General features: G+C 65.9%; 26 protein-coding genes and 1 tRNA gene. 9 read left to right on the top strand and 18 right to left on the bottom strand.

Features of this window, described 5'->3' with window-relative positions; all coding sequences use genetic code 11:
* Positions 1 to 4 precede the first annotated feature (4 nt).
* Genes ACK6C6_RS08900 through ACK6C6_RS08875 form a run of 6 tightly spaced genes read left to right on the top strand, consistent with a single transcriptional unit; the run spans position 5 to position 6,455 of the window.
* Positions 5 to 406, top strand: coding sequence for a type IV pilin protein (locus ACK6C6_RS08900; RefSeq protein ID WP_409266958.1), 402 nt, complete (start codon positions 5 to 7; stop codon positions 404 to 406).
* Positions 400 to 861 carry a GspH/FimT family pseudopilin gene (locus ACK6C6_RS08895; protein ID WP_209586964.1) on the top strand — a complete coding sequence of 154 codons (462 nt, stop codon included), beginning with the start codon at positions 400 to 402 and terminating at the stop codon, positions 859 to 861. Before ACK6C6_RS08900 ends, ACK6C6_RS08895 begins: the two co-directional genes overlap by 7 nt.
* A 4-nt stretch (positions 862 to 865) precedes the next feature.
* Positions 866 to 1,453 carry a type IV pilus modification protein PilV gene (locus ACK6C6_RS08890; protein WP_409266957.1) on the top strand — a complete coding sequence of 196 codons (588 nt, stop codon included), beginning with the start codon at positions 866 to 868 and terminating at the stop codon, positions 1,451 to 1,453.
* Between the two features lie 20 nt (positions 1,454 to 1,473).
* Positions 1,474 to 2,544: a PilW family protein gene (locus tag ACK6C6_RS08885; RefSeq protein ID WP_409266956.1), complete on the top strand. Its 1,071-nt coding sequence runs from the start codon at positions 1,474 to 1,476 to the stop codon at positions 2,542 to 2,544.
* Positions 2,541 to 3,113 carry a hypothetical protein gene (locus ACK6C6_RS08880; protein WP_409266955.1) on the top strand — a complete coding sequence of 191 codons (573 nt, stop codon included), beginning with the start codon at positions 2,541 to 2,543 and terminating at the stop codon, positions 3,111 to 3,113. The genes ACK6C6_RS08885 and ACK6C6_RS08880 overlap by 4 nt, the downstream gene beginning before the upstream one ends.
* An 18-nt stretch (positions 3,114 to 3,131) precedes the next feature.
* Positions 3,132 to 6,455: a pilus assembly protein gene (locus ACK6C6_RS08875; RefSeq protein WP_409266953.1), complete on the top strand. Its 3,324-nt coding sequence runs from the start codon at positions 3,132 to 3,134 to the stop codon at positions 6,453 to 6,455.
* Here ACK6C6_RS08875 and ACK6C6_RS08870 read toward each other — a convergent pair.
* Together ACK6C6_RS08870 and ACK6C6_RS08865 are read right to left on the bottom strand one after the other, a co-directional pair.
* Entirely contained in the window at positions 6,434 to 7,810 is a 1,377-nt protein-coding gene (locus ACK6C6_RS08870) for a sensor histidine kinase (protein WP_409266951.1), read from the bottom strand. The two genes, ACK6C6_RS08875 and ACK6C6_RS08870, sit on opposite strands and share 22 nt — an antisense overlap.
* Positions 7,811 to 7,827: 17 nt before the next feature.
* Entirely contained in the window at positions 7,828 to 8,511 is a 684-nt protein-coding gene (locus ACK6C6_RS08865) for a response regulator transcription factor (protein WP_409266950.1), read from the bottom strand.
* Between the two features lie 269 nt (positions 8,512 to 8,780).
* On the opposite strand from ACK6C6_RS08865, the gene ACK6C6_RS08860 reads away from it, so the two are divergent.
* On the top strand, positions 8,781 to 9,581 hold the full coding sequence (locus ACK6C6_RS08860) for a Crp/Fnr family transcriptional regulator (RefSeq protein WP_027865354.1): 801 nt from the start codon (positions 8,781 to 8,783) through the stop codon (positions 9,579 to 9,581).
* On the opposite strand, the gene ACK6C6_RS08855 is transcribed toward ACK6C6_RS08860, so the two are convergent.
* From ACK6C6_RS08855 to ACK6C6_RS08805, 11 genes are all read right to left on the bottom strand, one after another.
* Complete coding sequence (locus tag ACK6C6_RS08855) at positions 9,578 to 11,092, bottom strand: CHASE3 domain-containing protein (RefSeq protein WP_409266949.1); 1,515 nt, start codon at positions 11,090 to 11,092, stop codon at positions 9,578 to 9,580. The genes ACK6C6_RS08860 and ACK6C6_RS08855 overlap by 4 nt on opposite strands.
* Before the next feature lie 299 nt (positions 11,093 to 11,391).
* Positions 11,392 to 12,024, bottom strand: a complete 633-nt coding sequence (locus tag ACK6C6_RS08850; RefSeq protein WP_027865355.1) for a response regulator transcription factor — start codon at positions 12,022 to 12,024, stop codon at positions 11,392 to 11,394.
* Between the two features lie 260 nt (positions 12,025 to 12,284).
* On the bottom strand, positions 12,285 to 12,695 hold the full coding sequence (locus tag ACK6C6_RS08845; RefSeq protein WP_209586341.1) for a MerR family transcriptional regulator: 411 nt from the start codon (positions 12,693 to 12,695) through the stop codon (positions 12,285 to 12,287).
* A 13-nt stretch (positions 12,696 to 12,708) separates the two neighbouring features.
* Positions 12,709 to 13,053, bottom strand: a complete 345-nt coding sequence (locus ACK6C6_RS08840) for an integration host factor subunit alpha (protein WP_027865357.1) — start codon at positions 13,051 to 13,053, stop codon at positions 12,709 to 12,711.
* A 169-nt stretch (positions 13,054 to 13,222) separates the two neighbouring features.
* Entirely contained in the window at positions 13,223 to 15,649 is a 2,427-nt protein-coding gene (pheT, locus tag ACK6C6_RS08835) for a phenylalanine--tRNA ligase subunit beta (protein ID WP_409266948.1), read from the bottom strand.
* Between the two features lie 30 nt (positions 15,650 to 15,679).
* The gene (gene pheS / locus ACK6C6_RS08830) at positions 15,680 to 16,696 is read right to left on the bottom strand and encodes a phenylalanine--tRNA ligase subunit alpha (protein ID WP_036206904.1); all 1,017 of its coding nucleotides are present in this window, start codon (positions 16,694 to 16,696) and stop codon (positions 15,680 to 15,682) included.
* A gap of 138 nt (positions 16,697 to 16,834) precedes the next feature.
* The gene (gene rplT / locus ACK6C6_RS08825; protein WP_027865360.1) at positions 16,835 to 17,194 is read right to left on the bottom strand and encodes a 50S ribosomal protein L20; all 360 of its coding nucleotides are present in this window, start codon (positions 17,192 to 17,194) and stop codon (positions 16,835 to 16,837) included.
* A 30-nt stretch (positions 17,195 to 17,224) separates the two neighbouring features.
* Positions 17,225 to 17,422 (bottom strand): 50S ribosomal protein L35, encoded by a 198-nt coding sequence (gene rpmI / locus ACK6C6_RS08820; RefSeq protein WP_026354218.1) that lies wholly within the window; start codon positions 17,420 to 17,422, stop codon positions 17,225 to 17,227.
* A 294-nt stretch (positions 17,423 to 17,716) separates the two neighbouring features.
* Positions 17,717 to 18,274 (bottom strand): translation initiation factor IF-3, encoded by a 558-nt coding sequence (gene infC / locus ACK6C6_RS08815; RefSeq protein ID WP_370661394.1) that lies wholly within the window; start codon positions 18,272 to 18,274, stop codon positions 17,717 to 17,719.
* Positions 18,274 to 20,184: a threonine--tRNA ligase gene (gene thrS / locus ACK6C6_RS08810; protein ID WP_209586339.1), complete on the bottom strand. Its 1,911-nt coding sequence runs from the start codon at positions 20,182 to 20,184 to the stop codon at positions 18,274 to 18,276. Before thrS ends, infC begins: the two co-directional genes overlap by 1 nt.
* 243 nt (positions 20,185 to 20,427) lie before the next feature.
* A tRNA-Val gene (locus tag ACK6C6_RS08805) sits at positions 20,428 to 20,504 on the bottom strand.
* A 123-nt stretch (positions 20,505 to 20,627) separates the two neighbouring features.
* Here ACK6C6_RS08805 and ACK6C6_RS08800 point away from each other — a divergent pair.
* Both ACK6C6_RS08800 and ACK6C6_RS08795 read left to right on the top strand, forming a co-directional pair.
* Positions 20,628 to 21,557 (top strand): cation diffusion facilitator family transporter, encoded by a 930-nt coding sequence (locus ACK6C6_RS08800; RefSeq protein ID WP_292042488.1) that lies wholly within the window; start codon positions 20,628 to 20,630, stop codon positions 21,555 to 21,557.
* A gap of 79 nt (positions 21,558 to 21,636) precedes the next feature.
* Positions 21,637 to 22,617 carry an NAD(P)/FAD-dependent oxidoreductase gene (locus tag ACK6C6_RS08795; RefSeq protein ID WP_409266946.1) on the top strand — a complete coding sequence of 327 codons (981 nt, stop codon included), beginning with the start codon at positions 21,637 to 21,639 and terminating at the stop codon, positions 22,615 to 22,617.
* On the opposite strand, the gene ACK6C6_RS08790 is transcribed toward ACK6C6_RS08795, so the two are convergent.
* From ACK6C6_RS08790 to ACK6C6_RS08770, 5 genes are all read right to left on the bottom strand, one after another.
* Positions 22,593 to 23,543, bottom strand: coding sequence for a sensor domain-containing diguanylate cyclase (locus ACK6C6_RS08790; protein ID WP_209586336.1), 951 nt, complete (start codon positions 23,541 to 23,543; stop codon positions 22,593 to 22,595). The two genes, ACK6C6_RS08795 and ACK6C6_RS08790, sit on opposite strands and share 25 nt — an antisense overlap.
* A 91-nt stretch (positions 23,544 to 23,634) precedes the next feature.
* Positions 23,635 to 24,438: an aminoglycoside 3-N-acetyltransferase gene (aac(3), locus tag ACK6C6_RS08785; RefSeq protein ID WP_409266945.1), complete on the bottom strand. Its 804-nt coding sequence runs from the start codon at positions 24,436 to 24,438 to the stop codon at positions 23,635 to 23,637.
* A 112-nt stretch (positions 24,439 to 24,550) separates the two neighbouring features.
* Positions 24,551 to 25,183 (bottom strand): hypothetical protein, encoded by a 633-nt coding sequence (locus ACK6C6_RS08780; protein WP_409266943.1) that lies wholly within the window; start codon positions 25,181 to 25,183, stop codon positions 24,551 to 24,553.
* Entirely contained in the window at positions 25,180 to 26,112 is a 933-nt protein-coding gene (locus tag ACK6C6_RS08775; RefSeq protein ID WP_209586333.1) for an MlaD family protein, read from the bottom strand. The genes ACK6C6_RS08780 and ACK6C6_RS08775 overlap by 4 nt, the downstream gene beginning before the upstream one ends.
* Positions 26,113 to 26,126: 14 nt before the next feature.
* Complete coding sequence (locus tag ACK6C6_RS08770) at positions 26,127 to 26,933, bottom strand: MlaE family ABC transporter permease (RefSeq protein ID WP_409266942.1); 807 nt, start codon at positions 26,931 to 26,933, stop codon at positions 26,127 to 26,129.
* Between the last annotated feature and the right edge of the window lie 53 nt (positions 26,934 to 26,986).

Below are 26,986 nucleotides of genomic sequence, written 5' to 3'. Positions count from 1 at the left end.
AACAATGCTTTCCCCAATTTTCCGGCGCCCGCGCGGTTTCACCCTGGTCGAACTCATGGTGGCAGTCGCCATCGTCGGCATCCTGGCGGCCATCGCCCTGCCCTCGTACAACCAGTACGTGGTGCGCAGCAACCGCGCCGCGGCCCAGTCCTACCTGATGGAACTGAGCCAGGCCCAGGCCCAGTACATGGCCGACAGCCGCAGCTTCGCCGCCTCCCACACCGACCTGGGCGTGACGCCACCCGGCCCGGTGACCGCCAAGTACGAGGTCAAGATCACCCTGGTCGAAGGTCCGCCGCAGGGCTATACGATTACCGCCACCCCGTGGCCCGGCTCGACCCAGCTCGCGGATGGCGAGCTGAGCATCAACCAAGCGGGCGTGCGCACGCCGAGCGCCAAATGGTAAGTGGGGCGCGCCAGCGCGGCTTCACCCTGCCCGAGCTGCTGACGGCGCTGGCCGTCATGGCGATCCTGGGCGCGATCGCCGCGCCCGCCTACGGCAACTGGGTGGCCGCCATGCGCGCGCGCAGCACCGGCACCGACCTGCACACCGCCTTGATGCTGGCGCGCAGCGAAGCGATCAAGCGCAATGCCGAGGTCACCCTGGCCCCGGGCGCCGCCGGCTGGCTGGCCGGCTGGAGCATCGCCGCCCCAAGCGACGCCGGCCGCCTGCTGCACAGCCACCCCGGGGCCGCCGTGGCCAGCATCACGGGCCCCGAGCGCGTGACCTACCTGGCCAATGGCCGCGTCAAGGGCACGACCCTGCCCTCCTTCGAGATCGCCGGCAAGAGCGGCGGCGACCTGCGCTGCGTCAAGGTCGACCTGTCCGGGCGTCCGAACCAGACCCAGTCCGCCTGCTGATCCCATGAAACGCTTGCCTTCCCTCCCATCCCGCCTGCGCGCACGCGGCGTCGGCCTGGTCGAAGTCCTGATTACGATGGTCGTGCTCGCCTTTGGCCTGCTCGGCCTGGCGGCCTTCCAGGCCAAGGCCCACGTCGGCACCATCGAGTCCTACCAGCGCGCCCAGGCCGCGGTGCTGCTGCAGGACATGCAGGCGCGCCTGTCCGCCAACGGCGCCCAGGCCGGCGCCTACGTCACCGAGGCGCCGCTCGGCACCGGCAGCACGCTGGGCAGCGACTGCGCCGCCGCGGCGGCAGGCAAGGACCGCGACCTGTGCGAGTGGAACCTGGCCCTGAAGGGCGCGGCCGAGCAACGGAGCGGCAACAACGCCGGCGCCATGCAGGGCGCGCGCGGCTGCGTCGAACTGGTGCGCGCCGAAAACGATGCCGCGGGTGTCTGCACCCCGGCCGTCTACCTCGTCACCGTGGCCTGGCAAGGCATGCACGCCACCAAGGCCCCGGCCCAGGCGTGCGGGAAGGACCAGTACGGCGCGGACACCCACCGCCGCACCGTGTCGGCGCGGGTCGCCATCGGCCTGCCGGGCTGCACGTGAATCCGGCACAGGAGAACAGCATGCGACCCATTCCTTCCCTACGCCGCGCGCGCGGCTTTTCGCTGGCCGAGCTGATGATCGCCTCGGCGCTCGGCCTGGCGATCCTGGCCGGCCTGTCCACGATGTTCGTCAAGAACATGCGCACCCAGCAGGAAATCGAGCAGGCCCACCTGCAGGTCGAGAACGGGCGCTACGCGATCGACGTGCTCGGCGTCGACCTGCGCAACGCCGGTTACTACGCCGAGTTCGACCCCAGCGTGCTGGCCAGCCCGGCCGCCCTGCCGGCCCTGTGCGCCGCCAACCTGGACGAGCTGAAGGCCGGCCTGGTGCTGCCGGTCCAGGGCCTGGATGCGGGCGCCGCCCTGCCGGCCTGCCTGGGCGACGTGCGCCACGGCACCGACGTGCTGGTGGTGCGCCGCACCGCCACCTGCGTCGCCGGCGTCGGCAGCTGCGCCCCGTTGGCAAATGGCGGGCCGTTCTTCCAGGCCTCGCTGTGCAACAACGCCACCGAACTCGATTCGCCCAACGTGGCCGACTTCTATGCGCTCAGCCTGTCGGAGGTCAACCTGAACCGCCACCAGCGCGACTGCAGCCCGGTGGCGGGCAGCGGCACCCTGGCCACCAAGCGGCGATACCTGACCCATATCTATTACGTGGCCAACAATAACCGCGCCGGCGACGGCATCCCGACCCTCAAGCGCCTCGAGCTGGGCAGCACCGGCCAGGCCCCGACCTGGAACACCGTGGTGCCGCTGGCCGAAGGCATCGAGAACCTGCAGGTCGAATACGGCCTGGACCTGGCCAAGGATGGCGTGGCGGACGTCACCACGGCCAATCCGTCCACCCACGACGGCTGCGCCGGCGCGGCCTGCGCGGTGGCCAACTGGCGCGCCGCGGTCGCTGTCCGCATCCACGTCCTGGCGCGCAATACCCGCGCCAGCCCCGGCTACGTGGACCGCAAGAGCTACACGCTCGGCCTGGATGCCGACGGCGAACCCCACACCATCGACGCCGCGAACGATGCCTACAAGCGCCACGTCTTCCAGACCCAGGTGGCGCTGCCCAACCCGGCCGGAAGGAGGCTGCCATGACAACGATTGCCCGCCGCCAGCGCGGCGTCACCCTGATCACCGCCCTGGTCCTGCTCGTGCTGCTGACCCTGGTCGCGCTGACCACCTTCAACGTCGGCAAGTCGAACCTGCAAATCGTCAGCAACCTGCAGCAGCGCGACGAAGCCGCAGCAGCGGCCCGCGAAACCATCGAGGAAGTGATCAGCAACACCCGTTTCACCGTCACGCCGGAGCACGTGCTGGCCAACCCCTGTGGCGAGGACAACCAGCGCTGCGTCGACACCAATGGCGACGGCAAGGACGACGTGCGGGTCAGAATCGCGCCGAGCCCGAAATGCGTGAAGGCGCCGGTGATCAAGAACACCGCGCTCGACCTCGCCAAGGCCGAAGACCAGGTGTGCAGCATGGGCAGTTCGCAGAGTTTCGGCGTGGCCGGCGCCGTCGACGGCAACTCGGCCTGCGCCGACAGCATCTGGGAAATCAGCGCCGAGGCCACCGACGTCGAGACCGAGGCCCAGGTCACGGTCACCCAGGGCGTGGCCGTGCGCGTGGCGCGCGACGACGTTACCAACAACTGCCCCAGTACCTGAAGCCGAGAAGGATTCACCATGTTCCGCACCATGCGCCTCTTTTCCCGTCCGGCCGCCCTGCGCCTGACCCTGGGCTTGTCCAGCTCGCTGGCCCTGCTGCCGCTGCCGGCCGGCGCCGATGACATCGACATCTTCACCGGCGCCTCGGCGGGCGACAAGCTCAATCCGCGCATCCTCATCGTGCTCGACAACACCTCGAACTGGGCGCGCCAGAACCAGAAATGGCCGGGTGGGCTCACCCAGGGCCAGTCCGAGGTCAGGGCGATCCAGCGCGTCGTGGCCGAGCTCGACGGCTCGGTGAGCCTGGGCCTGATGGAGTACGTCACCGGCGGCAACGCCAACGACGACGGCGGCTTCATCCGCTACGCGGTCCAGCCGATGGACGCGACCAACCGGGCGGCGATCAGCACCCAGCTGACCACGATCTACAACAACATCAACAGCCCGGACGAGAAGCGCAACTCGAACACGCCCTACGGCAACCTGATGTACGACGTGTACAACTACTTTGCCGGCGCCAATTCGTATTCGCCGGGCGCCACGCTGGCGAGCAAGGCCGACAGGAACGGCTACGCCACGGCCTTTTCGCGTTTCAAGTCGCCGCTCACGCTCGACAACCTGTGCGGCAAGAGCTTCGTCATCTTCATCGGCAATCCCAACGCCAGCGGTCCGTCCAAGGACAGCGCCGCCAACACCGCCCTGCTGAACACGCTCAACGGCCAGCCCGTCAAGCAGCTCGGCCTGCCGAACTTCAGCAGCAAGAGCACGACCACCTCGACCACGGTGGGCACCACCGCCGCCTGCTACGGCAGCGCCACCGCGGCCGCCTCGGCCCTGCCCTCCTTCAGCACCGTCTGCGACGGCTACACCGAAGGCTGCAAGATCGGCAATGCGGTGCCCAGCGAAGTCGGCGTCTGCACCACCGGCAACAGCCGCTACAGCGTGGTGGCCACCGACATCGAGATCACGAATAGCCCGACCGGCACCTTCAGCACCGACACCGGCCCGCGCAATGCCGACGAATGGGCGCGCTTGCTGCACGACCGCGGCATTGCCATGCCGAGCGGCAGCATCCGCCCGAACGTGACGACATACACGATCGACGTCCATAACGCCCAGCCGAACGCCGAGCACACCTCGCTCCTGCTGAGCATGGCGCGCGCCGGCGGCGGCAAGTATTTCCTGGCCAAGAACGAGGATTCGATCGTCGAGGCGCTGAAGAACATCCTGATCGAGATCCAGGCGGTCAACAGCACCTTCGCCTCGACCAGCCTGCCGGTGAACGCCACCAACCGGTCGCAGAACGAAAACCAGGTCTTCATCGGCATGTTCCGTCCCGACAAGAAGGCCAAGCCGCGCTGGTTCGGCAACCTCAAGCGCTACCAACTGATCGACAACAACGGCAACATCGACCTGGGCGACGTCAACGGCAAGGTCGCGGTGAACACCGTCACCGGCTTCGTGACGCCCTGCGCGGCCAGCTACTGGACCAAGGACAGCAAGAATTACTGGGAGGGCCTGGGCATCGACCCGGCGCCGCTCGGCACCTGCGACACCAAGGGTTTCGATCCCTTCTCCGACCTGCCCGACGGGCCCTTCGTGGAAAAAGGCGCGGCCGCGCAAGTCCTGCGCGAGGGGAACGGCGCCGGCACCCAGGCGGTCAACCGCAAGGTGCTCACCCATACCGCCTCGGGCCTGACGGACCTCACCAGCGCCAACAGCGGCATGGCGGCCGACCTGGTCAGGTTCATCCGCGGCGAGGACGTCACCGGCGAGAAGGGCACGGTCGGCGCGAGCAGCACCCGTCCCTCGATCCACGGCGACGTGATCCATTCCCGTCCCCTGCCCATCAACTACGGCGGCAAGGAGGTCGACAGCAAGAAGTTCGGCGTGACCGTGTTCTACGGCGCCAACGACGGCACCCTGCGCGCCATGGACGCGGATACCGGCGTCGAGCACTGGGCCTTCGTGGCGCCCGAGTTCTTCCCGCGCCTGTCTCGCCTGATGAGCAACACGCCGCTGGTCGCCTATCCCGGCATGCCGGACCAGGACATCGCCCCGACCCGGAAGGATTATTTCTTCGACGGCTCGACCGGCGTCTACCAGAACGCCGACAGCTCGAAAGTCTGGATCTTCCCGACCATGCGCCGCGGCGGCCGCATGATCTATGCCCTCGACGTCAGCAAGCCCCTGACGCCGAAGTTCAAATGGAAGGCGGGCTGCCCGAACCTGGACAACGACACCGGCTGCACCACCGGCATGTCGGGCATCGGCCAGACCTGGTCGACGCCGAGCGTGGCCTTCCTCAAGGGCTATGAACAGGGCGCCAGCCCGGTCATCGTCGTGGGCGGGGGCTACGACAGCTGCGAGGACGCCGACAGCAAGGCGCCCGGCTGCGCCAGTGCCAAGGGCGGCGTGATCTACGTCCTCGACGCCAACAACGGCGCGCTCCTGCGCAGCTTCCCGACCGCGCGCCCGGTGGCGGCCGACATCGCGATGGTGGACGTCGACAATGACGCCATGCCCGACTATGCGTACGCGGCCGACACCGGCGGCAACCTGTACCGGGTGGACTTCGTCGACGCCAGCCGCAGCGCACGATCGAGCAGCGCCTGGACCAGCCGCAAGGTGGCCGGGACCAGCGGCGGCGGACGCAAGTTCCTGTTCGCGCCGGCCCTGCTGGCGGCCCAGGACCACGTCTACGTGGCGATCGGCAGCGGCGACCGCGAGCACCCGCTGGCCAGCCAGTACCCGTTCAATGGGGTCACCAACCGCTTCTACGTGTACAAGGACAGCCTGACGGACGGCGCGAACGTCGATCCGGCCAACCTGGACGCCCTGGAAGACTACAGCGCGAATGCGCGCAATACCTGTTCGAACACGGCGATCCTGCCCGGCAGCAGCCTGAAAGGCTGGTTCATGGACCTGAACGAGAACGGCCAGGGCGAGCAGGTCGTGACTTCGGCGCTGATCGCCGGCGGCATGGTGACCTTCAGCACCAACCGTCCGATCCCGCCGCTGGCCGGCACCTGCTCCACCACCCTCGGCGAAGCGCGCGGCTACTGGGTCAACCTGCTCAACGGCTCCGGCGCGATCGGCGTGAACGCCACCTGCGGCGGCCAGCGCTCCTCGCCCTTCGTGGGCGGCGGCCTGCCGCCCTCCCCGGTGCTGGCGACCGGCGTGCCGGTCACGGTCGACGGCAAGCCGCAGGCGACCACGGTGGTGATCGGCGCGGTGCAGCGCAGCGCCGGCGCCAGCGTGGCGATCGCGCCGCAGAAGATCCGCCCGAACATCAACTCGCGGCGCAAGCGCAGCTACAGCTATACCTCGGGCGCCGACTGAACGGGTAGCGAGCCTTCCAGGGGGAAGCGGACCGCGACCCGCAAGCCGCTTCCCCCCGCCCCCTCGCCGAGTTCCACGCGGGCGCCGTGCGCGGCGGCGATCTCGCGCACGATCGCCAGGCCCAGGCCCGAGCCCTGGCTGTGCTGGTCCAGACGCACGAAACGCTGGAACACCTGGGCCCGTTTCTCGGGCGCGATCCCCGGGCCGGAATCCTCGACCGCGAACAGGACCCCATCCGGCGTCGGGCGGCAGTACACCGTGACCCTGCCCTGCGCCGGCGTGTAACGCAGCGCATTGTCCACCAGGTTGTCGACCAGGTCGCGCAGCATGTGGCGCTCCCCTTCCAGCCACGCCGGCTCCAGCACGAAGCCCAGGTCGATGTCCTTGCGCAGCGCACGCTCGACAAAGGACTGGACCGACTCCCCGACGATGCCCGAGAGGTCGAGCGGGGCGAAGCGTGCCTGCGCGAAGCGCTCCGGCCCGGCGCGTTCGAGCGAGAGCAGCTGGTTGGCCTGGCGGATCATGCGTTCGTTGGCCTGCAACAGCAATTCGACCGTGCGCACGGTCTCGGGATCGTCGCGGTGGCGGCCGGCCAGCCATTCCAGCTGCAGGCGCAGTCCGGCCAGCGGGGTGCGCAGCTGGTGCGCGACGTTCGCGCGGAAATCGTCCTGGGCCCTGGCGCCGGCGGCGATGCGTTCCAGCAGCGCGTTGAAGGCGTTCACCACCGGCAGCAGTTCGCGCGGCATGCCGCCATCCTCGAGCGGCGCCAGGTCGTGGCTGCCGCGCGCATCGAGGCGGGCGCGCAGGCGCGCCAGCGGCGCCAGGCCGTTGCCGACCGAGAACCACACCAGGCCGACCAGGGCCAGGCTGAACACGACTTCGAGCAGCACCAGCGCGCGCACGATGGCCGACCGGACCTGCTGGCGCTGGCTCAGCGTGCGCGCCACCCCCACCTCGACCGGGCCGCCGCTGCCGGGCACCAGGAGGCTGGCCACCCGTACCGGCTGCCCGTGCATGCGCTCGTCGCGCACCGGCGCGCTGCCGCTGCGGCGCGGGAAAGCGGGGTCGCCGGCCAGTACCCGGCCGCCCGCATCGCGCACCACGAACCAGCTGGCGTCGGGCGAACCGGCGCCCAGCACGCGCGCCGCGTCAGGCAGGTTCGCGGGCAGGTCGACCGACGCGCCGCCCGGGCGCACGCGCGTGGCCAGTCCGGTGGCGGCGTCCAGCAGGCCCTGGTCGAAGGCGCGCTGGGCCGGAGTCCAGGCCAGCAGGTAAGTCAGGCTCGCGGCCAGCAGGTTGAACACGAGGATGGGTGCGACCAGCCACTTCAGCAGGCGCAGGCGGATGCTGCTCATGGGCCGCTCGCGAAGCGCTAGTTCCCGGCTTCGAGCAGGTAGCCGAAGCCGCGGATGGTGCGGATGGCCACGCCGGCGCCGTCGAGCTTCAGGCGCAGGCGCGAGACGTAGACCTCGACCGCGTTGAGGGTCAGGTCGTCGCCCCAGGGCGCGATGGCGTCGATGATCTGCTGCTTCGACACCACCCGGCCGGCGTTCTGCAGGAGGTATTCGAGCACGCCCCATTCGCGCACCGACAGCTCGAGGGGGCGTTCGCCGACACGCGCGCGGCGGGTGGCGCCGTCGAGGCTGAGGCGCGCGAGCCCCAGCTGGCTCGGGGGCGGGGCGAAGCGCCGCGCCAGCGCGCGGATGCGCGCCACCAGTTCGGGAGTGGCAAACGGCTTGACCAGGTAATCGTCGGCGCCCGCCTCCAGGCCGCGCACCCGGTCCTCGACGGCGTCGCGGGCGGTCAGGAGCAGCACCGGGGTCCTGGCGCCGCGCGCGCGCAGGCGGCGCAGCACTTCGAAGCCGTCGATGCCCGGCAGGCCGATGTCCAGCACGACGACAGCCAACTGCGCCGCCGACTGCGGGTTCTGCAGGCGGGCATCGGCGGCCAGTCCGTCATGCAGCAATTCGACCTGCATGTCCTGGGCCTGCAGAGTGCGCAGCAGCCCGTCGGCCAGCACGGCATCGTCTTCGACCAGCAGCAGTGGCAAGGGCATTGTCGGGTGGGGCAAAAGGAAAGCCACATTATGCGCGAAACGGGCGCAAAAGCGTTTCCTCAGCAAAAGAAAAAGAGATGACAGAGCGACATCTCTCCAGTAGGACTGGACTTACAAAACCGGATGCGGCAAGCCTACACAGGGGCGACTGCCAGTCTTATGTTCGCCAACAGACTATAGCTTTATTGTTCACACATCGCGATGAGGAAACGAAAACAAGACCTCAAGCAATCGCAAACCGACACACGTTAGAGATAAGAGGACAGAAAATGAACAACGCTCAGCTTGGTGGTACGCAAAAAGCGCAACACAAGATCCCAGCCACGAGTGAGACTGTGAAAGCCGCGTCCCGCCCCGTTGTCAGCTACAGCGGCACCCAGCAGAACGAACTGCTCGGCGCCCTGCCCCGCCAAGACCTGGAAACCCTGTTCGAGCACCTGGAACTCGTTCCTCTGCCATTCGGCAAGGAGTTGTTCGAGTATGGCAGCAAATTGGAATACGTGTATTTTCCGACGACGGCAATCGTGTCGCTGCTGTACGTAATGGAAGACGGCGCCACCACCGAGATCGCGGTGGTCGGTCACGAAGGCGCGGTCGGCGTGTCGCTGTTCATGGGCGAACGCGCCACCTGCAGCGCCGTGGTCCAGAGCGCCGGCTACGGCTACCGCCTCAAGACCCAGTTCCTGCGTGACGCCTTCGCCAAAGGCGGCGCCCTGCCCCAGCTCCTGATGCGCTACACCAACGCGTTGTTCGCCCAGATGGCCCAGAACGCCGTCGGTGGCCGCCACAGCTCGATCGAACAGAAACTGTGCCGCTGGCTGCTCGACCGCCTGGACCGTTCGGCCAGCAACGAGCTGAAAGTGACCCAGGAACTCATCTCGATCATGCTGGGCGTGCGCCGCGAAAGCATCACCGCTGCTGCCGGCAAGCTGCAGGACGAAGGCCTGATCCAGTACCGCCGCGGCAACATCACCGTGCTGGACCGCGCCGGCCTGGAAGAGTACGCAGGCGAATGCTACAAGGTCGCCAAGTCGGAATACGACCGCCTGCTGAGCGACGTGGCCCGTTAAGAATTGACCGGCGCCCCATCGGGCGCCTTGCCGCTCCTGGCTTCGACCGCCGTCCCGATCGACAGGGACGGCGTTGTCGTTTCTGCGCTGGCGAACACCGGAGCGGCATTGGCGCTGCCATCCCCGCCCGGCGCGGCCGCCGGAATCCAGGCGCGCACGCAGGTGCCGACATTGTTCACCCCGCGCGCCACCTGCAGGCTGCCGCCCAGCAGCAGCGCACGCTCGCGCATGCCCAGCAGGCCGTGCGACTTGGACTTGGCCATCGCGTCCGCCGGGATGCCGATGCCGTCGTCCGTGATTTCCAGCTCCCAGCCGCTTGGCTCGCGCGTCAGGTTGACGATCACGGTGCGCGCCTTGGCGTATTTGGCGATGTTGTTCAGGGCTTCCTGAGTGATGCGGAACAGCGCGATCGCCTGCATCGGGCCGGCACGGTCCGCCTCGGCATCGATCAGGGCATCGCAGTCGAGCGCGGTCACCCGCGCATAATCGGCGCAATAACTCTGCAGCGCGGCCGACAGGCCCATGTTGTCGAGCAGGCTGGGACGCAGGTTCTCGATGATGCGGCGCTTGAGCTGCACGGTGTCGATCAGGGTCTTGCGGGCCCGGCCCAGCATCGACACCAGTTCCGGGTGCGTGCCCTTGAGCTGTTCGCTGACCGAGGTCATGTCCATCCCGATCGCGGTCAGGTTGGCGCCCATCTCGTCGTGCAGCTCGCGCGCCAGGCGCGACTTCTCTTCTTCCTGCACCCGGATCAGGTGGCGCGACAGCACCGACAACTGCTCGGTGCGCTCGGCAACCACCGCTTCCAGGCTGTCGTTGGTCTGCTGCAGCGCGCGCTCGGCCTCCAGGCGCAGGCCGAAGCTGCGCTGCACCAGGCTGTGGAATAACAGGATCACGAGGATGGCGGCGGCATTGATGCCGACCCCCAGCAGCACCGTGCGGCGCGACTGTTCATAGAACGCGGCAGTGCGGCTGGCCAGCAGTTCGTTCTGCTCGCGCGTCATGATCACGACCTGCAGGCGGATTTCGTCCATCTGGCCGCGCTCGTCGGCGGCCGCCGAGATCGCGACGATGTCGACCAGCCCGCCCCGGCGGTAGACCTCGAGCGACTCGTGCATCAGGCCGAGCTTGCGCTGCACCAGGCTGCGCAGCTGGGCCAGGTTTTTCGTTTGCGAAGGATTGTCGGCAAGCAGCACGCCCAGCGCGCGCAACTGGCTGTCGATCTGCTGGGGCGCCGCGTGCAGCGGCCCGAGGTTGACTTCCGAGCCGGACAGGAAATAGCCGCGCAAGCCGCTCTCGGCATCGGTGACCAGGAGGTTCAGATACTGGAGTTCGTCGGAGACGCGCGCGGTCTGGGCCTGCAGGGCGTTCGCGGAGCGCAGGTCATCCAGGTTACGGATCAGGAAGACCGCGTTGATGACCAGGATGACGACACAGGCCACGCACAACAGGGTCTTGGAGAGCGGCAGACCACGCAGCCGCTTGCCGTCGAAGGCAGTGGAAAAGTACATGGGCTTCCTTTCGCGCAACTGATGCCGTCCGGGCCGATTATAGTCGCGTTAGCTCGACAGTGCAGTGAGGCCCTTGGGGTAAGCAGACGTTACGCGGATGCCAGCCATTGTTAATGGAAACAGAAATGCTGGGTGGCGGGCACTTAGCAGTGTGCGCGAGGACGCGGCGGTATGCAATACAAATGTTGCACAGCGGCGAAATTTTTGTAACGCTTGGAAACAGTTGTTGGCTGGCAAGCCGGAGGGACAGCGGAGGCGGCACGGGAAACGCGCCGGGGACCGGCGCGTCCGGGAACTGCTCAGTCGAGCAGATTGTTCTTCATGGCGTAATAGGTCAGATCGCTGTTCGACTGCAGGCCCATCTTTTCCATGATACGGGTGCGGTAGGTGGAGACGGTCTTGATCGACAGCGACAGGGCGTTGCCGATGTCCGACACGGTGGCTCCTTTGGCCAGGCGCAGGAAGACCTGGAACTCGCGGTCCGACAGCTCGGTGTGGAGCGCCGTGTTCGGGTCGCGGTCGAAGCTCTGGGCCAGCAACTCGCCAACGGTCGAGCTCACGTAACGGCGGCCCTGGTACACGGTGCGCACCGCGGTCTTGAGCTCGTCGGCTTCGCATTCCTTGTTCAGGTAGCCGTTGGCGCCCATCTTGAACAGGTTGAGCGCGTATTGCTGCGCCGGATAACCGGACAGGATCAGCACCGGCAGGTTGGGCTGGCCCTGGCGGATGGTGCGCAGGATATCGATGCCGCTCTGGTCCGGCATGGCGATGTCGAGCAACAGGACGTCGCAGATTTCGCGGCGTGCGATATCGAGGGCCTCGCGGCCGGTGGCGCCTTCGGCGACGACTTCGAACTCGCCCGACGACGAGAAAATCTGTTTGAATCCTGCTCGAACTATTTGGTGATCGTCACAAATGGCAACGCGTATCATTGTCTTCCCTTAAATTTTCCCTTTTCAGGAAAGTGCCAGGTCCGTGCATACGCCCCGGCTTGCATGCATATATAAGCATGGCCGCAAGTGACATTCTATCACTACGGCGCATGGCATCAAGGCACACACTTGCTGAGTTATGCGCGGCACCCATCAACAGGTCCGTGCAATGGCTTATCGGACAGTTTTGACGAGCGCAATGCATCGGGAGTCTCCGTCAAGGAGACAGCGCGGCGTCGGTACGGCGCGCCTGAACGCGCTCAGGCGATGCCGGCGCGACTGCCGTGCTTCAGGAGAGCGAGAATGTCCAGCAGCTCGGCCCTGAGCATCTCGACATCGACGACCGGTGCCGGCGGCGGCAGCTCGACTTCGTCGGCAGCGTCCACCACATGGCCGCGGCCGTCGAGGCGATTGCGCGCGCCGCTGATCGTGAAGCCCTGTTCGTACAGCAGTTCGCGGATGCGGCGGATCAGCAGCACTTCGTGGTGCTGATAATAACGACGGTTACCTCGGCGTTTGACCGGCTTTAGCTGGGTGAATTCCTGTTCCCAGTAGCGCAGCACATGCGGTTTGACGCCGCACAAATCACTCACTTCACCAATCGTGAAATAGCGCTTCGCCGGGATCGGCGGCAGCACCACGGGCTCAGGCTTGTTCGGTCGTTCGCTCATCTACGTATTGTACTCAGGCGGCGCGGGCCAGAGAGTTACTCGGCGGACTAGTCTCCTCGACCATTCCCTTGAGCTTCTGGCTCGCGTGGAAAGTCACGACGCGGCGCGCCGTGATGGGGATCTCTTCCCCGGTTTTCGGGTTGCGGCCCGGCCGCTGCGGCTTGTCACGCAACTGGAAGTTGCCGAAGCCCGACAGCTTGACGGCCTCGCCGCGCTCGAGCGCGTTACGGATTTCGTCGAAGAAGGTCTCGACCATGTCCTTGGCTTCACGCTTGTTCAGGCCGACCTGCTCGAACAGCAGCTCGGCCAGCTCGGCCTTGGTCAGGGTCGGCAGGTCCTTCTCTGCTTCCTTCCGCATCCGCGCCACTTGTGTCGCGCGATGCAGATCGGCCGCCAGCGCTTCCTGGAACACGGCCGAATCAACGTCGTTGTTATTAATTTTGAAGCCCTACCTTCAAGAAACGATGTTTTGGAACGATATGACATGCTTTACCAGGGCGCTCTGTTGGAACGCCCCGTAAAACACATCATGCACGCAGCTTTGCGCCGACTTTTTCTTGTGCCGCACGGGCCACGGCAGCCATGATGGCGTCTACCGCGTCGTCCTGCAGCGTCGATTGAGTATCTTGCAAGCCAAAGCGGAAAGCAAGGCTTTTTTCATCCGCCTCCAGGCCCTTGCCGCGGTATTCATCAAACAAAACAACGGCTTGCACGATCTTTCCGCCAGGATTCGCGGCGATCTCGGCATGGAAGCAATCGAGCACTTCCTGGGCCGCGACGCCCTGCTTGACCACCAGCGCCAGGTCGCGCGTGGCGCCCGGGAACTTCGAAATCTCGACGTAAGCCGGCACGCTGCGCTGGCGCAGCGCCTCGGCATCGACTTCGAACACGACCGGCGCCTGCGGCAGGTCGTACTTCTGCAGCCAGCGCGGGTGCAGCTCGCCGATGAAGCCGATTTGCTTGCCATCCAGCTCGACGAAGGCGCTGCGGCCCGGATGCAGGGCCGGATGCTCGCCCTTCACGAAGCGCAGCACGCTTGGTGCGAACAGGGCCTCGAGGTCGGCCTTGACGTCGAAGAAGTCGACCTGGCGGGTCTTTTCGCCCCACTGCTCGTCGTTGACCGGGCCGTAGGCCATGGCGGCGACATGCTTGGGCTGCTCGAAACCGGCCACCGACAGCGGACCGTCGGCTACCGCCGCGTTACGCTTGAACACGGCGCCGACTTCGAACACGCGCACGCGGCCGGCCTTGCGGTTGACGTTGTAGCGCACGTTGGCCAGCAGGCTGCCCACCAGGTTCGAGCGCATCACGCTCATCTGGCTGGCGATCGGGTTCTGCAGGCGGATCGGATCGGCGTTGGCGGCGAAGTCCTGCTCCCACTGGGCTTCCACGAAGCTCATGTTGACGGTTTCCTGGTAGCCCAGGTCGGCCAGCTGGTGGCGGATCGCGAACAGCGAGCGGGTGTTTTCCGGCTCGATCAGCATCGCGGTCGGCGCAACCGGTGGGCGGGTCGGGATGTTCTCGAAACCGTACACGCGCGCGACTTCCTCGATCAGGTCTTCCTCGATCTCGATGTCGAAGCGGTAGGACGGCGAGGTGACGTGGAAGACACCGGCGTCGAAGGTGAACGGCAGCTGCAGGCGCGTGAAGATGTCGGCAACCGCTTCATCGGTCAGCGGCACGCCGATCACCTTGGCGGCGCGGGCGGTGCGCATCGCGACCGGCTTTGGCTGCGGCAAGTTGACCGACTGATCGTCGACCGGACCCACTTTCGTCTCCGCGGTGCCGCAGATCTCGACGATCAGCGCAGTGATGCGTTCGATGTGCTCGACCGTGGTCGCGTAGTCCACGCCGCGCTCGAAGCGGTGCGCCGCATCGGTCGAGAAGTTGTACTTGCGGGCGCGGCCCTGGATGGCGTTCGGCCACCAGAACGCGGCTTCCAGGTAGATGTCCGTGGTATCGAGGGTGACGGCGGTGGAGTCGCCGCCCATGATGCCGGCCAGCGATTCGATTTCCTTGTCGTCGGCGATCACGCCGACCCACTCGTCGACCTCGATGGTGTTGCCGTTCAGGAGCTTGAGGGTTTCGCCCTTCCTGCCCCAGCGGATGTCCAGGCCGCCGTGGATCTTGGACAGGTCGAACACGTGCGAGGGACGGCCGACTTCCAGCATTACGTAGTTCGAGATGTCGACCAGGGCCGACACCGAACGCTGGCCGCTGCGCTCGAGGCGCTGCTTCATCCAGTCCGGGGTGGCGGCGCGCGCGTTCAGGCCGCGGATGACGCGGCCCGAGAAGCGGCCGCACAGGTCCGGCGCCGAGATCTTCACCGGCAGGGTCTCGTCGAGGTTGACGGCGACCTGCTTGGTGGTCGGCACGTGCAGCGGGGTGCCGGTCAGGGCCGCCACTTCGCGCGCCACGCCCAGCACCGACAGGCAATCGGCCTTGTTCGGGGTCAGCTTGATGGTGAACTTCAGGTCGTCCAGGCCGAGGTAGTCGCGGATGCTTGCTCCGACCGGTGCGTCCGCCGGCAGTTCCATCAGGCCGCTGCTCTCTTCCGAGATCTTCAGTTCCTTGGCAGAGCACATCATGCCCTGCGACTCGACGCCGCGGAGTTTACCGACCTTGATCGCGAAGGGTTTACCATCGGCGCCCGGCGGGAGCACGGCGCCGGCCTTGGCGCAGATCGCCTTCATGCCGGCGCGCACGTTCGGGGCGCCGCAGACGATGTTGAGCAGGGTGCCGGTGCCGACGTCTACCTGGCAGACGTTCAGGCGGTCGGCGTCCGGGTGCTTGGCGACTTCCTTCACCTCGGCCACCACCACGTTGGTGAACGGCGGCGCGACCGCTTCGACTTCCTCGACTTCGAGGCCGGACATGGTCAGGAGGTGGGACAGTTCACTCGAGGTCATCTTCGGATCGACCATGGAACGGAGCCAGTTTTCTGAGAATTGCATATTCTTTTGCCTTCTTCTTACGTCGAGGTGTCAGTTGAACTGTTTGAGGAAGCGGAGATCGCCCTCATAGAACAGGCGCAGGTCGTTGATCCCGTAACGCAGCATGGTCAGGCGCTCGAGGCCGGAGCCGAAGGCGAAGCCGATGAACCGTTCCGGATCGAGGCCGAAATTACGAACGACGGTCGGGTGCACCTGCCCTGCCCCCGACACTTCCAGCCAGCGGCCCTTGAGCGGACCGGAGCCGAAGGCAATGTCGATCTCGGCCGACGGTTCGGTGAACGGGAAGTAGGACGGACGGAAGCGCACCTCCAGGTCCTCGGTCTCGAAGAAGGCCTTGACGAAGTTCAGGTACACGCCCTTGAGGTCGGCGAAGCTGATGTCCTCGCCGATCCACAGGCCTTCGACCTGGTGGAACATCGGCGAGTGGGTGGCGTCGCTGTCGACGCGGTAGGTGCGGCCCGGCGCGATCACCTTGATCGGCGGGGTGTGGGTGCGCGCGTAGCGCACCTGCATCGGGCTGGTATGGGTACGCAGCAGCAGCGGCTTGCCGGTGCTGTCATTGCCTTCGATATAGAAGGTGTCCTGCATCGAACGGGCCGGATGGTTTTCCGGGCTGTTCAGTGCGGTGAAGTTGGTCCAGTCGGTTTCGATCTCGGGGCCGTCGGCCACGTCGAAGCCGATCGAGCGGAAGATTTGCTCGACACGTTCCCAAGTACGCATCACCGGGTGGATGCCGCCCTTGGCGCGGCCGCGGCCCGGCAGGGTCACGTCGATGGCCTCGAGATTCAGGCGCGCTTCGAGCTGGGCGTTGGCCAGGGCGTCGCGGCGGGCGGTCAGTGCCTGTTCGATTTTTTCTTTGGCGGCATTGATCAGGGCGCCCTGCGCCTTGCGCTGTTCGGGGTCGAGCTTGCCCAGGCCCTTCATCAGGTCGGTGACCTGGCCGGTCTTGCCCAGGTATTTGGCTTTTGCATTTTCGAGCGCGGCGGCGTCCGCGGCGGCGGTGAAATCAGCCTGGGCCGAGGAGACGAGATCTTCCAGCGATTGCATGCTTGTTCTTTTCCTGTTTAGGTGGCGGCAGGAGCCACAATCAAAAACGGGGCACAAGGTGATTTACCGTGTGCCCCGCTCTTTTCGCGCAAGGCTCAGTAAAGAGCCCTGCGCTGGTCTTGCTAGCTAACTGACTGATTAGGCAGCCAGCTTGGCCTTGGCGGCGGTGACAATCGCGGCGAATGCCGGCTTGTCGTGCACTGCCATGTCGGCCAGGACTTTACGGTCCAGTTCAATCCCGGACTTCTTCAGGCCGTTCATGAAGGCGCTGTAGGTCATGCCGTGCGAACGCGATGCCGCGTTGATACGGGTGATCCACAGGGCGCGGAAGACGCGCTTCTTGTTACGACGGTCGCGGTAGGCGTACTGGCCAGCGCGCATGACTGCTTGCTTGGCAATACGGAATACCTTGCTGCGACGGCCGCGGTAGCCTTTGGCAAGTTCAAGGACTTTCTTGTGACGGGCACGTGCAGTAACCCCACGTTTTACTCGAGGCATGGTAGCTCCCTTTGTATATGATTAGTGAGATTAAGCGGAAGGCATCATGCGGTAGACGCTCGTCACGTCCGATGCATTGATGTTACGGGTGCCGCGCAGTTGACGCTTGTTTTTGGTGGTCTTCTTGGTCAGGATGTGACGCTTGAACGCCATACCCGACTTGACGGTACCACCCGGACGCACGCGAAAACGCTTCTTCGCGGAGCTTTTGGTTTTCATTTTTGGCATAGTATTCTGCCCTTTTACAGGCAGCCTCTATACGACAGGATTGCAGGTGGCGGCAACGCCGCTCTTGGATGCCTGCTTTCACTTGTCTTGCAGCCGACGCCACTTCCTGTCGACTACAACCTGTTTGTTAAAAACAGGAACCGCAGATGATAGCACAGGTTTGCGGGGAATTGTTGGGGCGGCGCCAGGGTTTTGTCGCCGAGTCCGACGAAGCGCACAAACGAACGCAGGCCAGGCCAGGCGCAGCTCACGCTGGCGCCCGGACCCGGCCCATTCATCTGACGGCGCGAAGAATTACTTCTTCTTCTTCGGCGCGACCACCATGATCATCTGGCGACCCTCGAGCTTCGGGAACTGCTCGACCTGGCCGTATTCTTCCAGGTCGCCGCGCAGGCGCTCGAGCATGCGCATGCCGATGTCCTGGTGCGCCATTTCACGGCCGCGGAAGCGCAGCGTGATCTTGGTCTTGTCGCCGTCTTCCAGGAACTTGATGAGGTTGCGCAGCTTGATGCTGTAGTCGCCCTCATCGGTACCCGGACGGAACTTGACTTCCTTGACCTGGATGATCTTCTGCTTCAGCTTGGCTTCGTGCGCCTTCTTCTGCTCGGAGTACTTGAACTTGCCGTAGTCCATCAGGCGGCAGACCGGCGGGACCGCGTTCGGCGCGATCTCGACCAGGTCGACGTTCTTTTCCTCGGCCATGCGGAACGCTTCCGCCAGGCTCACGATGCCCAGCGGTTCGTTGTCCACACCGTTCAGGCGCATTTCGGGATGGGTGATCTCGCCGTTGATGCGATGCTGTTTGTCAGTAGCTATGTCGTTTCCTTTGAAAGTATTGATTGAGGCCGGGATTATTTCGCCTTGGCGGCAACTTCGCCAACCAGGCGCTCCACGAGCGCGTCGACCGGCATCACGCCGAGATCGACATTGCCGCGGGCACGCACGGCCACCGTATTTGCTTCACGTTCTTTATCGCCAACAACCAGAATGTACGGCAGTTTTTGGACAGAATGCTCGCGAATTTTATAAGTAATCTTCTCGTTCCGCAAATCAGCGTGAACGCGGATGCCCGCCGCGCGCAGCTTGGCTTCGACCTGCTTCACATAATCTGCTTGCGCATCCGAAATATTCAAGACCGCGACCTGCACCGGAGCCAGCCACAGCGGCAGCGCACCGGCGTAGTTCTCGATCAGGATGCCGATGAAGCGCTCCATCGAGCCGACGATCGCACGGTGCAGCATGACCGGCACCTTGCGGGTGTTGTCTTCCGCGACATATTCGGCGCCCAGGCGGCCCGGCATCGAGAAGTCGACCTGCATGGTGCCGACCTGCCATGGACGACCCAGGCTGTCCTTCAGGTGGTACTCGATCTTCGGGCCGTAGAAGGCGCCCTCGCCCGGCAGCTCGGTCCATTCCACGCCGCAGCCGCGCAGCGCCGAACGCAGGGCCTCTTCGGCCTGGTCCCACACTTCGTCGGAACCGATGCGGTTTTCCGGACGCAGGGCGATCTTGACGTCGATGTTCTCGAAGCCGAAGTCCTCGTAGACCTTCATCGCCTGGGCGTGGAAGGCCACCACCTCGGGAGCGATCTGCTCTTCGGTACAGAACACGTGGCCGTCGTCCTGGGTGAAGCCGCGCACGCGCATCAGGCCGTGCAGCGCACCCGAGGACTCGTTGCGGTGGCACTGACCGAACTCGCCGTAGCGCAGCGGCAGGTCGCGGTAGGAACGCAGGCCGGCGTTATAGATCTGCACGTGGCCCGGGCAGTTCATCGGCTTCAGGGCGTAGGTGCGGTTCTCCGACTCGGTCGTGAACATGTTTTCACGATAGTTGTCCCAGTGGCCGGTCTTCTGCCACAGGGTGACGTCGATGATCTGCGGCGCCTTGACTTCGCTGTAGCCGGTGGTTTGATAGGTCTTGCGCATGTACTGCTCGACCTGCTGCCAGATGGTCCAGCCCTTCGGGTGCCAGAAGATCAGGCCCGGCGCTTCGTCCTGGAAGTGGAAGAAGTCCAGCTGCTTGCCCAGCTTGCGGTGATCGCGCTTCTCGGCCTCTTCCAGCATGTGCAGGTACTGTTCCTGGTCTTCCTTCTTGGTCCAGGCGGTGCCGTACACGCGCTGCAGCATCTCGTTCTTGGAGTCGCCGCGCCAGTAGGCGCCGGCCAGCTTCATCAGCTTGAAGACCTTCAGCTTGCCGGTCGAGGGCACGTGCGGGCCGCGGCACAGGTCGGTGAAACCGCCCTGCTCGTACAGCGACACGTCCTCGTTCGCCGGGATCGAGGCGATGATCTCGGCCTTGTAGTCTTCGCCGATCGACTTGAAGTAGCTGACCGCCTCGTCGCGCGGCAGCACCTTGCGGGTGACCGGCTGGTCCTTCTTGGCCAGCTCTGCCATCTTCTTCTCGATCGCCGCCAGGTCGTCCGGGGTGAACGGACGCTTGTACGAGAAGTCGTAGTAGAAGCCGTTCTCGATGACCGGGCCGATGGTGACTTGCGCTTCCGGGAACAATTCCTTGACGGCGTGCGCCAGCAGGTGGGCGGTCGAGTGGCGGATGACTTCCAGGCCGTCCGGATCGCGGTCGGTGACGATCGCCAGGTCGGCGTCGTCTTCGATCAGGAACGAGGTGTCGACCACCTTGCCGTTGACCTTGCCGGCAAGCGCGGCCTTGGCCAGGCTCGGGGCGATATTCTGGGCCACCTGGGCAACGGTGACCGGGCCGTCAAACTGACGACTGGAACCATCCGGAAGTCGAACGTTGAGCATTGCTGTTCTCCATGTGGCGCAGCGCGCGCCGTTAAATGTTGAAAATATTGAAAGCTAAAAAGTTTGGACGAAAAAAAACGCGCACTAGGCGCGTTTTCTTCAGTGTTGTCGAGCTTCTTTGGACAAAAGACCACCGTACCGCGTCTAGCGATTCCCCCACAACATAGTCGTAGTTCGCGGTGTCATAACCGTCGGTGCCTTTCTCGCTCTTACTAAATACTGCTTATATACTGCTGAGTGTTCTGGTGGGCGGTGCAGAATTCGAATCTGCGACCCCTTGGATGTCGACCAAGTATTCTAACCAGCTGAACTAACCGCCCGATGCCGCCATTATAGGGAGCGCACACGCCTTAGGCAAGGCTTGTCACGGAAAAAGTTTCCTGGCGAGCCCGCCTGGCCCTTGGATTACACTAGCAACTTGTACAAATCGCCACGTTTTTACGATGTCAGCCGATCAAGCCGAGCCCTCTTCCGACCACCTGCACGCCCACCTCGACGGCGATGCCAGCCATACCCACGTCATCGAGGGACGCAGCCAGCTGGCCCTCGGGGTCGCGCTCGGCCTGACCCTGCTGTTCGCCGTCATCGAGGTCATTACCGGCTTCATCTCGAACTCGCTGGCCCTGATCTCCGACGCCGGCCACATGGTGACCGATGCCGCCGCCCTCGGCCTGGCGCTGCTGGCCCAGGCCATCGCCAAGCGCCCGCCCTCCTCGCGCCACTCCTTCGGCTTCGTGCGCGCCGAAGCGCTGGCAGCCTTCGTGAACAGCCTCGCGATGCTGGCGCTGGTGGCCTGGATCGCCTGGGAAGCCGTGCAGCGCCTGCTGCACCCGGAACCGGTGCAGGGCGGCGTGGTGCTGGTGGTGGCCGCGATCGGCGCCTCCATCAACCTGCTGGTGGCCTGGATCCTGTCGCGCGACAACCAGAGCATCAACACCCGCGCCGCGCTGGTGAACGTGATGGGCGACCTGCTCGGTTCGATCGCCGCGATCGCCTCCGGCGCCATCATCTACTTTACCGGCTGGCTGCGGGTCGACCCGATCCTGTCGATCTTCGTGGCGATGCTGATCCTGCGTTCCACCAGCGGCATCCTGCGCGAGTCCTACCACTTCCTGATGGAGGGCGTCCCGCACGAGATCGATTATCTCGAAGTCGGCGCCAGCCTGAAGGCGATCGAGGGCGTGCTCGACGTGCACGACCTGCACGTGTGGGACATGTCGCCCGGCCACCCCGCCCTGATCGGTCACCTGGAGATCGCCAGCCTCGAGCAGTGGCCCACCGTGCTGGCCGCGGTACGCGCGATGCTGCGCGAAAAGCATGGCATCGACCATGTGACCCTGCAGCCGGAGGCGGCCGGCGGCAAGTCGCTTTGACACCTTGTAAGCACTCTCTTACCCGCGCCCTGCCCGCACGCCGATATCCGGGACGCTGCCGGGTCAGCATAATCGGCGCATGGACTGTTCACGCACCGTATTCGACACCCTCATCATCGGCGGCGGACCGGCGGGCCTGACCGCCGGCGTCTACCTGCGCCGCTTCACCCGCCACATCGCCCTGGTCGACAAGGGCAACAGCCGGCTGTCCTGGATTCCGGTCTCGCACAACTACCCCGGCTTTCCGGAAGGTATCAACGGCGTGGCCCTGCTCGAGAACCTGCGCGCCCAGCTGGCCAACTACGGCGGCAGCGTGATGCCCGGCGAGATCCTCGACCTGCGCCTGGAAGACGGCGTGTTCGTCGGCGACTATGTGCCGCAGGATGGCGGCGAGCCCTGCCAGATCCGCGCCCTGACGGTGCTGCTGGCCACCGGCGTGGCCGACGCCGGCATGCCGGTCGAGCGCTGGGACGAGGCGGTGCGCTGCGGCGCGGTGCGCCTGTGCCCGGTGTGCGACGGCTGGGACGTGATCGACAAGCGCATCGGCGTGGTCACCTCCGAGGTCAACCCGGTCGGCCACGCCCTGTTCATGCGCACTTTCAGCGCCGACGTGCTGCTGTTCGAGCGCGGCCCGGTATCGACCATCAACGACGAGGACCGCCAGCGCCTGGCCGCGGCCAACGTGCGCTACATCGATTCGCCGCTGGCCGGCGTGAGCATGAGCGAGGACATGAAGCCGATCCTGCATACCAAGGACGGCGAAGACTATCACTGCGACGTGTTCTACCCGATGCTGGGCGAGAACGCGCGCTCCGACCTGGCCAGCTCGCTCGGGGCGGAAACCGTCGAGTGCCGCAAGCTGCTGGTGGACGACCATTGCCGCACCTCGGTGCCGGGGCTGTTCGCGGTGGGCGACGTCACGCGCGGGCTGAACCAGATCGCGGTGGCGACCGGGCAGGCGGCGCTGGCGGCGACGACCATCCACAACATGCTGCCGTGGGCGCTGCGGCCCGCGCTGGAACAGGCCTCGCCGGATCAGGCCTCGCTGTCGCAGACCTGATCGCGCCCGGCCGACTTTGCCTGGTACAGGCGGCGGTCGATGCGGTCGAGGAAGACCTCGGCACGGTCCTGCTTGCCTGGCACGATGGTGCCGGCGCCGATACTGACCGTGACCAGGCGGCCCACGCCGGAACGCGCGTGCGCCAGCTCCTTCTGCGCCAGCAGCCGGCGGCAGCGCTCAGCCACATTGCGGGCCGCCTCCGCATCGGTCGCCGGCAGCAACAGCACGAATTCCTCGCCGCCCAGGCGCGCGCACAGGTCGCGCGAGCGTGACGCTCCGGCGTCGAGCACCGCGGCCACCTGGCGCAGGCATTCGTCGCCCTGCATGTGGCCGTAGTAATCGTTGTACTGCTTGAAGTAGTCGACGTCGACCACCAGCAGCGACAGGGGTTCCCCGGTGGCATGCGCCTTGGCCCATTCGACCGGGTACAGGGTGTCGAACATGCGGCGGTTGGCCACGCCGGTGAGGCTGTCGCGGTAGGACAGCACCTCGAGCTCGCGCTGCAGCTGCAGGATCTTGTCTTCCGCCTGCTTGCGCGCCGTGATGTCGAACATGAAGCCGACCAGCGCCTCGACGCTGCCGTCGGGGCGGCGCAGCACGTGCACCACGTCGCGGATCCAGACGTAGTCGCCGTCGCGGGTCAGCGCGCGGTAGTCGGCCTCATGGTCGACACCCTGCTTCGACTGGGCGACGCAGAAGTCGACGGTCTTCTGGCGGTCGTCCTCGTGCATGCGCACAGCCCAGTCGTCGACCGACTGCCAGCTGGACGGACTCCAGCCGAGCAGCGCCTCGATCTGCGGACCGATATAGGTGAAGCGCATGGTGGCCCAGTCGATGCGCCAGGGGATGGCCTTGGTCGATTCGAGCAGGGTGCGGTAGACGCCGGCATCGTCGCAGGCGAAGGCTTGGGGAGCAGGATCGGTCATGGCGCGTATGCTGAGTGGGTACGCTTCAATTGTGCACCGGAAATTATCGTTTGCGCCAGGCCGGGAAAAGTTTATAGGGGCCGGCCGCGGCTCACTTCCGGTTCACATGGCGCCGCTCGAGCCAGGCCTGGCCGAAGCGGACAATATCGTTCGCATCGATCAGCCGGGCTGCTGCGCGGCCCACCTGCCCTTCCCGATGCCGTCCGAGCGCAAGATAGTCGCGCGCGATCCGCTCGACCGCATCGGCCTGGCCGGCTTGCGCGTACTCGTCCAGAATACCGTTCGAGTCCCAGTCCGAGGCCGTCACCCACACGCGCTTGCCTTCCTCATCCAGCACGGGCATCGAATAGCTGACGCGGCGCTTGCCGGGAATCCGCGCCACCGCTTCGGCATAGTGCAAGGCGGTGATGGCGTCCGGACCGGCGCCGATCGACAGGATCTTGCCGCGCTTGTGCAGCAGACGCTCGATCGGCGAACCCGGACCATAGGCGCTGTCCATGGGATGGGGAGCGACCAGCCAGAGCGCATCGGCGCCGATCGCCGCCATCGAGGCATCCGGGTGCGCGCTGCGCCGGCATCCCGGGTGCATCCGGATGAACTCGTTGAAGGCGCCGAACCCGGGATAGATCGGCGCGTGGGCGGGATCGAATGCCGGCCAGCTGTCGCGCACGGCGTCCGGAATGGCAGCCTGTCCGAGTGTCTCCTCGTACGGCGAGTCGCTCCAGGAGACATAAGCCATCAGGTTGCCCTCCGCGCCGACGCAGGCCAGGATCGCTTCGAGCAGGGCCGCCGGGCCGCCAGCGAGAGGCCCCACGGCGCGCAGCGAGACGTGCGTCATGACCGCATTGCCGCGGCCGACGCCGAGCGCCGTCAGTTGACGAATCAAGATGTCCATGAGTAATACGTCGGGACGCTGCATGTGCGCTCCTCGGCAAGCGCTCAGGGTTCGAGGTGCTGGCTCGTGCCGCTCAGTTCCTCATACATGCGCTTGACCGGCGGTCCGCGCCTCAAGCTTGCCCCGAGGCCAGCGCGATCCGGCGCCGGATGCGCTGCACTTCCTGCGCATCGCCGGCCGCCTCGGCGCGCTGCGCCTGCACCCCGAGCCAGGCCAGCAGCGGCCGGCGCCAGCCCTGGTTCGAGGCCGTGTCGATGGCCTGCACGATGCCCTCCGGGCTGATGCGCCCGGCCTTGAAGGCGGCACCGGCGGCCACCAGGCGCGCCAGCGGATCGGCCACGGCGGCGACCTGGCCGGTGGCGACGACGGATTGGTGCTGCCCGGGCAGCAGCGCCACGTTCAAGCCCTCCCAGCGGCCGTAGAGATAGTCAGCGTAGGCGCGCTGTTCCGGCGTGGCTTCCTGCGCCAGCGCGGCGTAGCCCGGGCAGTCGTCGAAGTCGAGGCTGGCTACCTGTGCGGCGCAGCGCACCAGTTCGACCTGGGCCACATGATCGGCACGGCCGGTACTCGTGGTGGCCGTACGCGCAGTGCGGAACTCCGCGGCCGCGGCAGCGGTGTGCCCTTTCAGGTAATCCTCGACGGAGCCGTCGAGGGCGCCCTTGGCATCAGCCTGCCAGTCGGGCGGCAGCGGTTTGCTGGCGCAGGCCGCCAGCATGGCCACGGCGAGGAAAGCATAGACTCTCATGGCAGCTTGATCTCCTGGTTGCTGCGGGCGAAGGGCCACTTGCGGTTGATCTCGTCCACCAGGCGGTTCACCTTGCGCAGGCTGGCGTCGACCTCGCCGCGCAGCGCGCCCAGGTCCTGGGTGGCCACGCGCGCATTGGCGCCGACGGCCTGGGCCTCGACCAGCACCGCGTCCACCTTCTTGAGCGTGGTGCTGGCATCCTGCAGCACCACGTGCAGCTGGCGGATCGCCACCTGGGCGTCGTCCATCACGCCGTTCTTGCCGTAGACGCGCTGCTCGGTCTTGCCCAGCAGGGAGTTGATGCGGTCGAGCGCCTCGCGCAGCTTGCGTGCCTCGGCATCGCCGCCCATCACGCCGCCCAGCACCCCGCCGGGACCGTTCAGGCGTCCGGTGACGGCATTGATGTTGGCCAGGCTGGCGTTGATGTCGGAATCGTTCGCCGTCATGGTCTCCAGGTTTTCCAGCAGCGCTCTGGCGGTGGCGACGATGCGCGGGATCTCGGCGGTGGCGTCGCCGCGCAGCACCTGGCGGGTGGCGCCGGGGGGCAGCGGCGGATCGTTCAGCACGCCGGTGAAGGCGCGCAGCCGGGTTTCGCCGACAATGCTCGACTCCAGCGTGAACACGCTCGAGGTGCGCAGCCACTTGGCATCCTTGCTCTGCACGTCGACCAGGATGCGCACCTTGCCCTCGGGCGAGAGCTCGACCTGGCTGACGCGCCCGATCGGGAAGCCGGCGAAGCTCATGTCCATGCCGGGGATGACGCCGGACGAGTCGTCGGTTTCCAGGACCAGGCGCTGGGTCGGCTCGAACACGCCGCGCGCGTGCATCACGTAGCCGAAAAAGGCGACGACCAGGATGCCGATCGCCGCCAGGAGGATCATCGCCTTGAGTTCGACATGTTTCGGTTCGTCCGGCAAAGGTTCGGTCATGGCTTCCTATTCTTTTAAATATATTTCAGCGCCAGCGAGGCGGCCTCGATCACCAGGAGCACGAACAGCAGGCGCAGCGCGCCCGGCTGCACGGTGGAATGCACGCGGCGCGGATAGCGCTGCAGCTCGAGGATGGCGGCGGTCGGGATCAGGGCCACGGCCAGGCCGAAGAACACGGTCTTGAGCACGAAGCCGATCGTCACCGTAGGCGAGAACACGCGGCCGACGGTACGTGTGTAGTCCGCGATCCCCCAGGGCAGCAGGCCGTACACGTTCAGGTAGGCCAGCACCAGCACGATGGTGCTGGTGACCATGGCCAGGCTGGTCACGGCGACCGAGTTCGCCAGCAGCTGCGGCACCATGTCGCGCCGCAGGCGGCGCAGGGCTTCGTCGTTGGCGGCCTGCGGCGACAGGCCGGCGCGCGCCAGCCCGAGGGCCGACGCGTCGAAGGCCATGCTGGCGCGCAGGGCCACGAACATCGCGGCGGAGAGGGGAATCAGTTCCAGCACCAGCACCCGCACCACCATCTCGAGCGCGAAATGCGACAGCCCGTAGCTCTTGGCCGTGACCAGCACGATGCGGATGATGACCAGGCTGATCAGGGCCGAGGCCAGCGAGAACCCCGGCAGCACCTGCCAGGTGCTGGCGTAGATGTGGCGCGCGGCCGCCAGCCGGTTGGCGCGGTTGTAGGTCGAGGGCGACAGCGCCATCACCAGCGCGACCGCGCCCAGGTGCACCATGTACCACCAGCTGCGCAGGTAGCGCAGGAACGCGAGGCCCCACAGGCTAGGCTTGGCGTAGAGGTCGAGGGTTCGGCGCATGGTGTCAATATGATACAAATTTTGGTGGATATGCCCGTTTTTTGTATCGAATT

Origin of the sequence: Massilia sp. BHUDP2 (genome assembly GCF_046236355.1) — a bacterium.
In the GTDB taxonomy this organism is placed as follows: Bacteria; Pseudomonadota; Gammaproteobacteria; order Burkholderiales; family Burkholderiaceae_D; genus Telluria; species Telluria varians.
Note: the sequence above shows the minus strand (reverse complement) of the source record. Positions and strands in the feature narration are given on the sequence as shown.